The 12,991-nt window shown below is 41.3% G+C and carries 13 protein-coding genes; 11 read left to right on the top strand and 2 right to left on the bottom strand.

Features of this window, described 5'->3' with window-relative positions:
- Nucleotides 1-218: 218 nt before the first annotated feature.
- The 11 genes from DAHG_RS02930 to DAHG_RS02980 all read left to right on the top strand — a co-directional run bounded on the left by DAHG_RS02930 (nt 219) and on the right by DAHG_RS02980 (nt 11,250).
- Nucleotides 219-1,121: a peptidase U32 family protein gene (locus tag DAHG_RS02930; RefSeq protein ID WP_022936824.1), complete on the top strand. Its 903-nt coding sequence runs from the start codon at nt 219-221 to the stop codon at nt 1,119-1,121.
- Nucleotides 1,118-2,347 (top strand): peptidase U32 family protein, encoded by a 1,230-nt coding sequence (locus DAHG_RS02935; protein WP_022936825.1) that lies wholly within the window; start codon nt 1,118-1,120, stop codon nt 2,345-2,347. Before DAHG_RS02930 ends, DAHG_RS02935 begins: the two co-directional genes overlap by 4 nt.
- Before the next feature lie 14 nt (nt 2,348-2,361).
- A complete protein-coding gene (locus DAHG_RS02940) occupies nt 2,362-4,050 on the top strand; it encodes a proline--tRNA ligase (protein WP_022936826.1) in 1,689 nt (562 codons plus the stop codon).
- A 128-nt stretch (nt 4,051-4,178) separates the two neighbouring features.
- Complete coding sequence (locus DAHG_RS02945) at nt 4,179-5,873, top strand: phosphoenolpyruvate carboxykinase (ATP) (RefSeq protein WP_022936827.1); 1,695 nt, start codon at nt 4,179-4,181, stop codon at nt 5,871-5,873.
- Nucleotides 5,874-6,171: 298 nt separating this feature from the next.
- Nucleotides 6,172-7,026, top strand: a complete 855-nt coding sequence (locus tag DAHG_RS02950) for a KilA-N domain-containing protein (RefSeq protein ID WP_022936828.1) — start codon at nt 6,172-6,174, stop codon at nt 7,024-7,026.
- 129 nt (nt 7,027-7,155) lie between these two features.
- The gene (locus DAHG_RS02955) at nt 7,156-7,974 is read left to right on the top strand and encodes a Cof-type HAD-IIB family hydrolase (RefSeq protein WP_022936829.1); all 819 of its coding nucleotides are present in this window, start codon (nt 7,156-7,158) and stop codon (nt 7,972-7,974) included.
- Nucleotides 7,974-8,414: a YaiI/YqxD family protein gene (locus DAHG_RS02960; protein WP_022936830.1), complete on the top strand. Its 441-nt coding sequence runs from the start codon at nt 7,974-7,976 to the stop codon at nt 8,412-8,414. Before DAHG_RS02955 ends, DAHG_RS02960 begins: the two co-directional genes overlap by 1 nt.
- On the top strand, nt 8,414-9,265 hold the full coding sequence (locus DAHG_RS18595) for a hypothetical protein (RefSeq protein WP_022936831.1): 852 nt from the start codon (nt 8,414-8,416) through the stop codon (nt 9,263-9,265). Before DAHG_RS02960 ends, DAHG_RS18595 begins: the two co-directional genes overlap by 1 nt.
- A 94-nt stretch (nt 9,266-9,359) precedes the next feature.
- A complete protein-coding gene (locus DAHG_RS18600; RefSeq protein WP_161650496.1) occupies nt 9,360-10,103 on the top strand; it encodes an N-acetylmuramoyl-L-alanine amidase family protein in 744 nt (247 codons plus the stop codon).
- 23 nt (nt 10,104-10,126) lie between these two features.
- Nucleotides 10,127-10,822: a DinB family protein gene (locus tag DAHG_RS02975; protein WP_022936833.1), complete on the top strand. Its 696-nt coding sequence runs from the start codon at nt 10,127-10,129 to the stop codon at nt 10,820-10,822.
- Between the two features lie 80 nt (nt 10,823-10,902).
- Entirely contained in the window at nt 10,903-11,250 is a 348-nt protein-coding gene (locus DAHG_RS02980) for a hypothetical protein (protein ID WP_022936834.1), read from the top strand.
- Between the two features lie 29 nt (nt 11,251-11,279).
- On the opposite strand, the gene DAHG_RS02985 is transcribed toward DAHG_RS02980, so the two are convergent.
- Both DAHG_RS02985 and DAHG_RS18605 read right to left on the bottom strand, forming a co-directional pair.
- Nucleotides 11,280-12,044, bottom strand: a complete 765-nt coding sequence (locus DAHG_RS02985; RefSeq protein WP_022936835.1) for a DeoR/GlpR family DNA-binding transcription regulator — start codon at nt 12,042-12,044, stop codon at nt 11,280-11,282.
- Nucleotides 12,045-12,113: 69 nt separating this feature from the next.
- Entirely contained in the window at nt 12,114-12,929 is an 816-nt protein-coding gene (locus tag DAHG_RS18605) for a glycosyltransferase family 2 protein (protein ID WP_022936836.1), read from the bottom strand.
- Between the last annotated feature and the right edge of the window lie 62 nt (nt 12,930-12,991).

Below are 12,991 nucleotides of genomic sequence, written 5' to 3' on the forward strand. Positions count from 1 at the left end.
CTTTTACGCGCATGTCATAATTATCTAAGCATGCACGCATTTCACGCTTAAGAGCACTAAATCATTTCATCATTCCCCGCAATTCTCTATTTTATCATCAATTTCACCTAATACAGCCGCAAAATCCCATCTTTAATCCACTTTTATTCATTTGTTTTGCTATACAGAAAGCCGTAAAAACAGTATAATAATACAGGTAGTTGATAGGAGAGTGGCAAATGTTCGAGTTAAGTGCTGCTAGTTATGAATTGGCAGATATTAAAAAGTACCATGATGCAGGAATTAATACGGTTCTCTTCGCGTTGCCGTTTTTTAGTGCGCGACCCGCTGGGGTATTCACTAATCAACAAATCGAAGAAGGAACAAAACTGCTCCATGAATTAAATATGAAAAGCGCCGTTCAGCTGACACGTTTTTTTACTGAAAGTGAATGTGAAGCGTGCCGTGATGAACTGCAATTATTAAAAGCTATGAATGTAGACCAGATTTATTTCACTGACTGCGCGGTTTTACAGTTAGCCGATGAATTAGCAATGAAAGATAAATTGATTTACAATCCGGATACACTGATTACCAATGCGGCTGACGCACAGTTTTATCTTGATCAGGGTATCAATGGTGTTACATTATCAAAGGAAATCACCAAGGAAGAAATGATTGGCATTGCCGCTCAGGTCAAGGGTAATTTAGAAGTGCTGATTCATGGCCGGTTGAATATGATGCATTCCAAGCGTCGTTTATTAACCAGCTATTATGAATTTCTGGGCCGTGAATTTGATCTTGAAAACAATCATGATTTATATTTAATGGAAGAAAATCGTGATGAGCATATGCCGATTATCGAAGATGAGCTTGGTACGCATGTGTTTACCGGCTTTACTTTATGTTCATTTAATGAAGTGAATGACTTAGTCAAGGCAGGGATACAGTCTTTGCGTATTGAAAGTCTGTTTATGAGCAGTGATGAGGTTGCTCAGACTGCCCGTGATTATCGTGATGTGCTTGAAGGCAGAAAGTCCGGGTTAGAAATGTTTGAAGCATATCAGAAGCAATATCCAAATCAGAATATCAGTACCGGTTTTATGTATAAGAAAACAAGTACAGTGAAGGTGAATGTATGAGACAGAGAATTGAATTATTATCACCAGCCGGTGATCTTGAACGTTTGAAAATAGCAATCTTGTATGGTGCTGATGCTGTTTATATCGGCGGCAAAAAATTCTCTCTGCGTTCCCGGGCAAGCAATTTTGATATTGAGGATATCCAAGAGGCAGTTAAGTTTGCTGATGCTCATGGTGCGCGTATTCATGTGACCGTGAATATGCTGCCGCATGAAGAAGATATGCATGATTTAAAGGAATATTTAAAACAGTTGGAGGATGCCGGGGTAACGGCTGTTATTTGTGCCAGCGCAACAATCGCGATGACTGCCAAAGCGGTAGCACCTAAGCTTGAGGTGCATTTGAGTACCCAGCATTCCACATGCAATTCATTGGCCGCTAAATTTTGGCAAAGCAAGGGTGTTGATCGGGTGGTTTTGGCTCGGGAATGCACGCTTGAAGATATTAAGGCAACAACGGCTGCTTCGCCGCTGCCCATCGAAGCCTTTATTCATGGCGGTATGTGTATTTCCTATTCCGGCCGCTGTACGTTATCTAACAATATGACCAATCGTGATGCGAACCGCGGTGGCTGTGCACAAAGCTGCCGTTGGAAATACCGGCTGTATAAGGGCGATGAAAAGCTGAATGATGATCAGGAGCTGTTCTCAATGAGCAGCAAGGATCTGATGGCAGCCCGTTATATTCCGGATCTGATTCATGCCGGTGTTGCTTCATTAAAAATTGAAGGCCGGATGAAATCGACGTATTACATAGCCACGGTTGTGAAAGCATACCGTATGCTGATCGATGAGGTATATGAAAAGGGTGAAATCAGCGAAGCGCGGATGGCGTTCTTCCTGTCTGAATTAAGCAAAGCGGAAAACCGTCCGGCTGATGTTGGTTTCTACGCCGGCCTGCCGAAATTCAGCGCTCATCTGTATGGTGTTAATGGCGCCGGTGTTACACAGGAATTTATTGCCAGTGTGCTGTCGTATGATGCATCGACCCAAATGGCAACGATTCTGGTGAGAAATAATTTCAAACCGGGCTGTCAGGCTGAGGTATTTGGCCCGCATATAACCAATGAACCATTGATTATCGGTGACTGCTTTGATGAAATGAATGAGAAAATTGAAGTAGCGAATAAGCCGATGCAGATACTAACCACCAGGATACCATTTCCGGTGGAGAAAAATGATATGATCCGTAAAGTGATGATTAAGGATCGCAGTACAATTTATTAAGGGAGAAAAGAAAAATGAAATTGAGTGAGAGCTTCTTTTATACATTAAGAGAAAATGCTAAGGATGAAGAATCAACAAGCGGCAACCTGCTAGTCAGAAGCGGAATGATCAAGAAAACCAGCAATGGCGTATATATGATTATGCCGATGGGACATCGGGTATTAAAAAAGGTAGAAAATATTGTTCGTGAGGAAATGGATCGTACCGGTGCTCAGGAATTATTGATGCCAGCCCTGATTCTTGAAGAGGTTTATGAAAAGTCTGGCCGCCGTGAAGCGTTTGGCAGCAATATGTTTGCGTTAAAGGACCGTTATCAGAAAAATTATGTATTAGGACCAACCCATGAAGAATTATTTGCGGTAGCTGCCAGTATGAATGGTGCTTCTTATAAGAGCTTTCCGTATAATCTTTATCAGATTCAAACAAAATACCGTGATGAAACGCGTCCTCGTTATGGCTTGATCCGTGTCCGTGAGTTTATTATGAAGGATGCTTATTCTTTTGATACTGATCTTGAGGGCCTGCATACATCTTATATGAAAATGTTTAACGCTTATAAGGCTTGCTTTGACCGCATGGGTTTAAATTATAAGATCGTTAAGGCGGATACCGGTGCTATGGGCGGCTTGCTTTCTGAGGAATTCCAGGCAATCTGTGAAATTGGTGAGGATACAGTCGTTCAATGTGAGGGCTGTGACTTCTCAAGTAATTTAGAAATTACTGAGGTTATCGATACAAGTGAGGTCAGCGATGAGGCTGAATTAGCGATGAATGAAGTGGAAACACCACATGCGAAAACCATCGATGAGGTAGCTGCTTTCTTTAATAAAACGGCTGATTCTTTTGTAAAGACATTAATCTATAAGGTAGATGGTGAATTTGTAGCCTTCCTGCTTAAGGGAAATCGTGAATTAAATGAAACTAAGGCATTGAAATTGCTGCAGGCAAATGAGATTGAATTAGCGGCTTTTGATGATGTAGAACGGATTACAAAAGCGGCTGTCGGTTTTGCCGGTCCAGTCGGTTTAGGGATTAAGATTGTCATGGACCGTGAGGTTGCTAAGATGAAAAACTTCATTGTTGGTGCCAACAAGACGAATTATCATATTGAAAATGTTAACTTAAAGGATTTTAAAGCGGATCTTGTTGCTGATGTGGCCTGTGTTCAAGCGGGTGATGTTTGTCCATGCTGCGGCAAAAAGCTAGTATTTACAAAGGGTATTGAGGTTGGCAATACGTTTAAGCTGGGTACTAAGTATGCTCAGACTATGGGACTGAATTATCTTGATGCCAATAATAAGCTGAATCCAGTTGTGATGGGCAGTTACGGTATTGGTCTGGAACGCTGCATGGCGGCGATTGCGGAACAGCATAATGATGAACACGGTTTGATCTGGCCTAAATCAGTTGCGCCGTTCCAAGTGGCTTTAGTGATTGTTTCAATGAAGGATGAAGCTCAGAAAAAGGCAGCGGCAGAATTATATGAACAGCTGAGCGCGGCAGGCTTTGAGGTACTGCTTGATGATCGTGATGAACGTCCGGGTGTTAAATTCAAGGATATGGATTTAGTAGGTATTCCATGCCGTATCACTTTGGGCCGTAAACTTGGTGAAGGTCTTGTTGAGTTTAAGATGCGTGATGAAGCTGAAGGCTTTGATGTTGAATTATCAAAGGTTATTGATGAAGTAAAGAATCGTTTTTAAAAGATGTAAGAGTTTTCATTAAAGAATGAAAAAGAACTAACTTTACACTGAAAATTTTTGTGTGTATAATTAGAAAGGCTAAGCGTACGATAGAATGTAGGCTTATAGAAAGATACGAGGGATAAAAGATGAAAGAAACATTGTATATGAATGAACAGATGGCAATACTGAATTTCAGCGCATCGTATGCACGTACACCGGCAGAGCTGTTGAATTCACCAACGTTTAAAAATCTTGTGGAATCTTTTATTGATGATTTGGAAACTACAGACCCTGAATTATATGCATGGGCTGTTAATGGTAAATCAACCCGTCAGGCTAAGGTTGAAATTACAAAGCTTTTCAGAGAACTGACAATTTTAGAATGTGATGAAGTAGAGAGCTATTATCTGAATGATAAGACTTTGCTGCTTGATTTCATTGAAGAACTGTATAATTTCTGGAAACGTCATCAGCGTTTTTCAGTAACTAATATCGGATCGGGGAATGCCCTTCAGGAATCTAGCTATGTAACGGCGGATTCTAATTTTAACCGTTTGATTCGTGATATTTATCGTAATCTTGAACAAAAGGTTCAGGGCAGAAAGAATAAGGTATACCGTCAGCTGCAGGCAGGAACAAATGCGGCAGCAGCAGTGCGGATTAATAAGAGTAAATTATCCGCAAGATATGACCGGCTTAAAGAAATCCCAATGTTTGATTCAGTCATGCTGCGTACACCTTTACTGCTGACAACACGTTCTAATAAACGTACAGGGATGTTTGTGGAAAGAGCGGATAATCCGGTTGATACGTTCAGCGGCAATGCGGATGAATGGTTCTGTTTCCCGGCTAAGATCGGCAGTATGTTAGCGTTCATTTATTTCCATCGTGATTTTATGTGTTCAGGTATTTCACTGGCAAACTTATTTGAAATTGCAACAGCTGATGAATGTGCGAAAAAACCGGATCTGATCTGTCTTTTTGGTAATCAGGACGGTAAGAATGAAACAACTTTCTATCATGATACCGAAGAAGATATTTGGGTTGGTTCTGTATCTTATGGTCAGCAGATTGAGTATTTTGGCTATATTAAGAAAATGTCTCTGACTTTGCATAATCTGGCAATGATGCAGAAGGGCTGGCTGCCAATTCACGGCGCGTTTGTAAATATTACATTGAAGGATGGTAAGCGCAAGGGAATCATGCTGATGGGTGATTCCGGAGCCGGTAAGTCTGAATCAATTGAAGCGCTGCGTGCCTTAGGCAATGAAGTGATTTCGGATATTGAAGTTGTCTTTGATGATATGGGTACGATTCATATCGAAGACGGCATCCCTTATGGTCAGGGTACAGAAATCGGTGCCTTTATCCGTTTGGATGACCTTGATAAGGGTACGCCATATCGTGATATGGACCGTTCAGTATTCTTAAATCCAGACAGTGCGAATGCACGTGTTATTACACCGGCAGCGCCTTATGATGTAGTAGCAACAAATCATCGCATTGATCTGTTCGCCTATGCCAATAACTATGGTGAAGCTATCGGTTTAAGAAGAATTGACGATAAGGAAGAAGTAAAGAATATTTGTATTCAGGGTCAGCGTATGGCATTGGGTACAACGCAGGAAGTTGGTTTATCAAAGACTTATTTTGCGAATCCTTTCGGACCGATGCAGAAGCAAGATGTCTGCGCGCCGCTGATTGATAAGGTATTTGATTGTCTGTATGCCAATAATGTCTTTGTTGGTGAAATCTTTACGCATTTGGGCTTTAGTAAAGAAGACCGCACAGGCTTAAATGAGGCCGCTCAGCAGTTGCTTGATTTTATTCAAAATGCATAGAAAATAGCGAAATTTCGCTGTCTTGTCAAATGTTATATTTTATTGAAAATCTACTTGTGAAATGCTGCACTCTAGCAAAAACATAGTGTTTATGCGGAAGTGCAGCATTTCTTTTTTTCTCCTGTTCAAACTGTGTAAAATAAGCCAATGATGCCAAAATGGTGCCCATGTTCTGCGCGGAGTTAGAATACAATTAAAAGTAGTATCATATAATGTCGAAGTTTTCCAAACTGATGGGTTAAAAGGAAGACATTTAGTATAGGATTTGATATAATGAAAAAAATGGTGGAGGTTAGAAATGAAGGAAGAAAAGGTCTTAAAAGCAAAATTAAGTGCTAAGGGGATGCAAATTTCTGTTGTGTCGGATGGAAGTTATGATGACTATATTTCTTTAACTGATATTGCGAAATATAAAAGTGAAGATCCGGCTGCAACAATCCAAAATTGGATGCGTAGCCGTGATGTTATTGAATTTTTGGGGTTATGGGAGACTTTACATAATTCGGATTTTAAACCCCTCGAATTCGAGGGGTTTAAGGCACGGGCTGGTTCTAATGCATTTACTTTATCCCCGAAACGCTGGTTGGAAGCAACAGCCGCAATTGGTATGTATTCTAAAGCTGGACGTAATGGAGGGACTTTTGCACATCGGGATATTGCATTTGAATTTGCTTCGTGGATTTCGCCGGAATTCAAACTATACATTATCACGGATTATCAACGGTTAAAGGCGGATGAAAACAGCAGGCTTTCTCTTAATTGGAATATGAACCGTGAGATTTCAAAAATCAATTACCGAATTCATACGGACGCTATCAAAGAACACCTGATTGTACCGGAACTGCCAAAACAATATCAGAGCTTTACATATGCAACAGAAGCCGATGTCTTAAATGTAGCAATGTTTGGTAAAACGGCAAAACAATGGCGAGATGCAAATCCGAGATTAGATGGGAATATTCGTGATCATGCAACCTTGCAGCAACTTATTATACTTTCTAATATGGAAAGTTTTAATGCCGAGTTGATTAAACGCGGTTTGGATCGCGAGGATCGATTGATAGAATTGAATCGGATGGCAAGGGAACAAATGCAGTCTTTGATTGATTCGGCAGGGATTAAACGGCTAACGGATATAAGTAAAGAAAAATGAAGCGGGCCATTGTTATGGTGCAGTGTGGTTTATAAAGAACCTAAATTTTTGCGGGTTCTTTTTCTTTGGCTTGATAGACAGCAAGAGCTTTATCTTTTATAATAGTAGGGGAAAGAATGAGGAATAGCTATGGAACAGAAAATCATATTCATTGATGTGGATGGCACGTTAGTCGGCAATGACGTCGTTTTGGCAAAGAGTACACTATGGGCATGTGAACAATTGAAGAAGAAGGGCCATAAGCTTTATCTATCCACCGGCCGCAGCAAGGCAGAATTACACGCAAATATTATGGCTATCGGGTTTGACGGCTTTATCTGTGCGGGTGGCAGTTATCTTGAGGATCATGGCGAGGTGTTGATGCATTTAGTGATGGAACAAGCGGACATCAGAGCAATTGTAGATGCATTAGACAGCTATCAGATGGATTACTTTGTGGAGTGCAGCGGTGGTCTATATGCCAGTGAAAACTGTATTCCTCATTTGATGAAGCTGATGCAGATTGAAAAGGTGAAGGATCACCCTTTTACTGCCTGTCTCATAAATAGTCGTGATTATTATGATAAAGATGTCAGTAAGATATGTTTCCTTGAAGGCAGTCAGCCGTATCACAGGATCGCGGATCAATTCAAGGACCGTTTTGAAATCATTCCATGTACGGTGCCGGTTTTTGGCAAGGAAAGCGGCGAAATTGCCATCAAGGGTGTATCTAAGTCAAAAACAATCTTGAAGCTGCTTGAGCATCTGAATGCTGATCTTAGTCAAACGATTGCGATTGGTGATGGCGGCAATGATATTGATATGATAAAGCTATGCAATCTGGGAATTGCCATGGGAAATGCGAAGGAAAGCCTGAAACAAGTCGCTGATTTTGTTACGGATGATTTAGAGCATGATGGCTTTGCGAAGGCATTTATTAAAGCTGGTCTGCTGAGTGGTGAGGAATAATGCGTCTGTTTATTGATGGTGATGGCTGTCCGGTCATTGATGAATGCTTATGGATCACTCAGCAAAGGGATATACCGGTTACTCTGGTATGTGATACGGCTCATCAGTATGCGATTGACGGCATAGAAATCATTATTGTTGATCAGGGCCATGATCATGCTGATTTTGAGATTTTAAAACGTATCAGAAAGGGAGATTTGCTGGTTACTCAGGATACCGGTCTGGCTGCTCTCGCCTTGGGTAAAGGGGCAGTCTGTCTGCATCCCTCAGGCATGGAATTTGATGATGGAAGCATTCTTCAGCTTTTAAATCAACGCAGTGACGGGATTAAAATCCGCAAACAGACCAAGCGCTGCGGGCATATAAAAAAACGAAGTGAGGCTGATGATGAGCGATTTATTAAGGCATTAATCAGCTGTATAGAAAGAGAGCGTAAATAATGATGATTGATGAAAAGCAATTAGCTGAAAAAATGGATAAAATGTATGCTGATCTTGAAACAATGGATCAGTCATTGATGATGGAAAATCTAAAGGCAATGGGCTGCACATGGAGCTATGAACAGATCGTTGATGAATTGACAAAGAATTGGAATGATTTAAAGGTTTCAGATAAAATTTTTGAAACATGTACGATTGATGATACATGCAGCATTTATCCGCGTGATTTCATTGATGAGGCAATATATCTCATTCTCAGCAAGTTTCATCAGTTTAAATTTGAACATTACGGCTTAATTTCTAAACGGCTTGATGACTTACGTGAGGCTGAGCTTGATGATTGCGAAAAAATTGCGCAGCTGGAGAGTTGTTTTCAGCGTTTCTTTAAGATGTGTAAATGTTTTGATTTAGATAATTTTGACCGCATCACTTATGAGGTCAATGACGGCATTGATCTGCACAGCATCATCGTTGATTATCTGGATGAATGCATGGAACAGGGGAGAATGAATGATCCGCGCTATTACCAAAAAATCATTGATTTTGTGCTCCGCTTCAATAAGCAGTTCAGCTATGTGAATGATTTTCTGGCTTATGCGCTTGAAGTTGAATTGGCAACTGCCTATGTGGCTTTGAAGAATCCCAAAGGTGAAAAGATGCTGCTGGCAGCCATTGATAAGCGTAATGATAAAACAGAAGCGATTCTTTATTATGGATTAGCTTATCTTGATGAGTATCCGCAGAAAACGTTAAAGATTTTTGATCGCTATAAAGCTCTGTTAAATAAAGAAAGTGATTCCTATGAGATCATTATGGAAATCATTAATGACATGAAGCAGGAGCAGGCTTAACGCGGCTTTTAATTATGGGAAATTGTCGGATTATTCATAATTAGTAGCAATCAGGCAGCAAATAAGGTTTAATAATAGCTGGATGGTGATAAATATGAAACGCCGCAGACGTTTAAATATAAAGCATTGTATTATTTTCGCAGGTGGATGTTTAACGATAATCGTTCTCTTGGTGATGAGTATTCAATTTTTGATTGGTCTGTTTACGCATGAGGATGTAAACGCGAATATAGAACCGCCGATTGTGGAACAGCAGGCAAAACCGACTGTTGTTATTGACCCGGGACATGGCGGTTATGATAATGGAGCGGTGTCTTATAACGGTATCTTGGAGAAGGATATTGATTTGACCGTAGCCAAGAAGATTAAAAGCGCGCTTGAGTATTATGGGGTGAATGTCATTATGACCCGTGAGGATGATAATGTACCTTGGCCTGATGATAATGTGGCAGATCTGCGCGGACGCAGTGCGATTGCCAATGCATCTAATGCCAGTTATTTTGTATCCCTGCATTGTAATTCAACCGATCTGGCCGGTGAGGTTAAGGGCAGTGAGATTTATGTGTATTTTGATGATGCGAAGGCCATGGCGCTGAGTGATGCTGTCAATGCGCAGTTACAGAAGATTGACGGCTTGCCTAACCGGGAACCCAAGGATGCGTCAGTGAATCTTCTGCAGCTGCTGATGGAGAATGAAATACCGAGCATCATTGTGGAAATGGGCTTTTTAACTGACAATGAAGAGGCTGATTTTCTGATGAGTGATGATGGCCAGAATCAGCTAAGTATGGCAATTGTCAAGGGGCTGCTTCATGAGTTAGGCATCGCTATGGAATAATGCAGGGACATGGAGGATAATTCATGAAGTATTTTGGTGAAGGCTTAAGTGAACAGCATAAAGCATTACAAAAGATAATTCGTAAGCCAGACCAGCTTGAAATCGCCAAAGAATTATTTTTAGCCATTCATGCGTCACTGCATCCTTCAGACAATATGATGACAGCTTTGAATGCGGTTGATGCGCTTTTAAATGATCTGACAGTTCAGGAATATACCGCTATGGCTGCCGGCAGCGATGAGACGATAGCATGGGTGCTGTGGCATACGGCTCGCATTGAAGATTTAACGATGAATTATCTTGTCGCCAGACAGGAACAGCTTTTTGATTCTATGTGGCAGCAGGCTATGGGGATTGAGTTTACTGATACTGGCAATGCTTGGTCAGATGATGAAATTCTTCGATTCAGTCATCAGGTGGATATCAATGCTTTGTTGAATTATTGCAGGCAAGTATCACTGCGTACCCGAACCATTGTGAGCGAGCTTCAGGCGGGGGATATGCGGCGTCAGGTACAGGCAGAAGATTTAGATAAAATACGGGCTGTCAAGGGTGTAAGTGAGCATGAAGATTCAATCTGGCTGCTTGATTATTGGGGCAAAAAGGATGTTGCGGGTTTATTGCTGATGCCGCCCACCCGTCATGTTATGCTGCACTTGAATGACTGCTGCAAATGGAAGCTGCATTTTCGTACCCATAAACGCATCTATCGTGAATAGCCTGGAAGCTGTCCATTTAATTCTTGCCTGATTTTATGTGTTGAATTAAGCTTGTAATTTAGAGCCGCGGAGGAACTATAATGTTTAATGAAATATGTATTTATGAAGCTAAAATTGATAAGCAGGATGAAATTGAGGCGTTAATGAAAGAGGTTGCGGAATTTTATCTTTCACAACCTGGTGTTATAGATGTAAAATACATCAAGCGCACTCATCGGCAAGAAGATTTCAATGCTGTAAAAGAAGGCAAGGCGCCGCTTCGTTTAACCAGATATATCGGAAAAGTAACATATATTTTGCATTGGACAGTTGAAAATGAAGAGGTTCATGCGCAGGTATCTAAGCGAGGCTTGGAAAAGTTTTATAAACGCTGGAACCGCTGTCTGATAACGATGCCTAAGATCTTGCTGGGTGAGAATATCGTATAGTTTTTAATAGAAAAAAAAGCCATTGCGGCTTAATCTTTAGCCAGAATCAATGGCAGTTTTAATGCTTCAGCTTCAGCTCGCAAAGCAGCGTCAAGCTGGTTGTCAGTAATAATAACATCAAATTCACTGGCAGCTGCGTGCCGGCATAAATAATGAGTGTTGAATTTCTCATGGTCAATCATGAGAAATTTTTTACGTCCGCTTTTAATCAGCGCCCGCTTAACCTGACAATCCTCCATGTCCGGTACTGTGGCACCCTCTTTTAAATCAAAGCCCTGACTGCCGACAAATACCTTGTCAGCTTGAAACTGATGGAAAAAATCAATCGTCATGGCAGAGATTACGCCATTGCTGGTGCTTGAATAAATGCCGGGCGCCAGAATCAGCTTAATCTTGGGGTTCGCCTGCAGATAGCTGACCGCCGGCCACGAATTTGTAATAACCGTTATCCGCTTGTCCTGAATGAAACGGCAAAGCTGCAGGGTGGTTGTACCGCAGTCGATAAGAATACTGTCGCCATCCTGTACAAAACGGGCCGCTTCCTTAGCAATCGCACTCTTACAATTCATTTGGGTTTTCTGTTTTAAGGTGAAGCTTGGTTCAATCGCAGCCCCCTGATTCAGCTGCGCGCCGCCATAATTCTTTGTTACTAAGCCCTGCTTTTCAAGCATTTCTAAATCACGCCGAATCGTCATTGTCGATACATTAAACAAACGGGCCAGCTCGCTGACTTCCACCGCCTTATTCTTTTGTAGTAGATTAAATATATCCATTCTTCTTGATGAAGTACCCATACTCATTCCTCATTTCGTCAGTTTCAATTTAGCATAATCAGCGGATGAAGTAAAGAAAAAAAGCCAGTGTTAAACCGGCTTAATCATCATCAGCTTATCACGGGCAGCAGTATAAAGAATTAGAAAATTGGCTTTAAATAGATTCATATCGGTACAGCTGATCAGCTCAGGATAAAACTTCGCAATCTCATGACGCTGTTCCTGATAGGCTTTTTTCATTTCAGCGGCATTCATCGCAGGCAGTGAATAGGTAATGCTTCCCTGACGCATCCGGTAATAATAAAGCGGCTCATTCAGCAGCGAAAAGCGGGATGCCTGAAGAAATACTTTATAGACTGAACGCACATCCTCATAGATCTGATCGACAGGGAATTGCAGTGCGGGCAGCAGACTTCGGCGGATCATTTTTCCCCATGCATAATTCTTAATGACCTTATCCTGAAGAATCATTTTCACAGCCTGCTTCTGATCAAGAACCCATGACTTGCGGCTTCTGACCTTCAATTTATAATGACTGCCGGCAATCCAGTGTCCGCAGATCGCGATATCGCTTTGATCAGTTTCCAAGGCATTTACCAGCTTTTCAATCAGGGTCAGCTCTGCCCAGTCATCACTGTCCATAAACGTTATGTATTCACCATGACACATCGACAAGCCCAAATTACGAGCTGCTGACGGGCCGCTGTTTGCTTGTGAGATTACACGCAGACGCTGATCCATTGCCGCGTAAGCATTTAAAATAGCCAATGAGTTATCGGTTGAACCATCATCCACAGCAATTACCTCAAGATCTTCATAAGTCTGATTCAGCAGCGAATCAAGACAGAAAGTGAGGTAATCCTCAACATTATATACGGGAATAATAATACTTACTAATTTTTTCATCGTATCACCTAATCTTATTATTACATGGCGATGTGAAGAAAAAGTGAAAACTTTGTTAAGAT

Source organism: Dielma fastidiosa, assembly GCF_000313565.1.
Taxonomy (GTDB): Bacteria; Bacillota_I; Bacilli_A; order Erysipelotrichales; family Erysipelotrichaceae; genus Dielma; species Dielma fastidiosa.